Below are 253 nucleotides of genomic sequence, written 5' to 3' on the forward strand. Positions count from 1 at the left end.
TGGGTAGAGATAGACCTTCTGCACCTTGGCGTCGGGACGCATCATGGGATGAACTCCGGTGAAAGCGGGAGCTCAGCATCCAATGATCAGCAGGCTATGGGTAGGTGGGGTTTATGGAGCGGATACGTAGCCACTGGTGCGTTCCACCAGCGTACCGACGGACGAGGCGTTGGCCTTACCCTTGATGAGGTCGCCTTCCCAATGCCCCGGCATCAGCCTGTCTTCAATCTCCGGCGGGCGCACATGAATACTG

1 pseudogene is annotated in these 253 nt (G+C 58.5%); it reads right to left on the minus strand.

Features of this window, described 5'->3' with window-relative positions:
• Nucleotides 1-123 precede the first annotated feature (123 nt).
• Nucleotides 124-253: pseudogene (locus G7020_RS23855) on the minus strand (IS30 family transposase); the annotation flags it as partial.

The organism is Stutzerimonas stutzeri (assembly GCF_013522825.1).
GTDB classification, from domain to species: Bacteria; Pseudomonadota; Gammaproteobacteria; order Pseudomonadales; family Pseudomonadaceae; genus Stutzerimonas; species Stutzerimonas stutzeri_AK.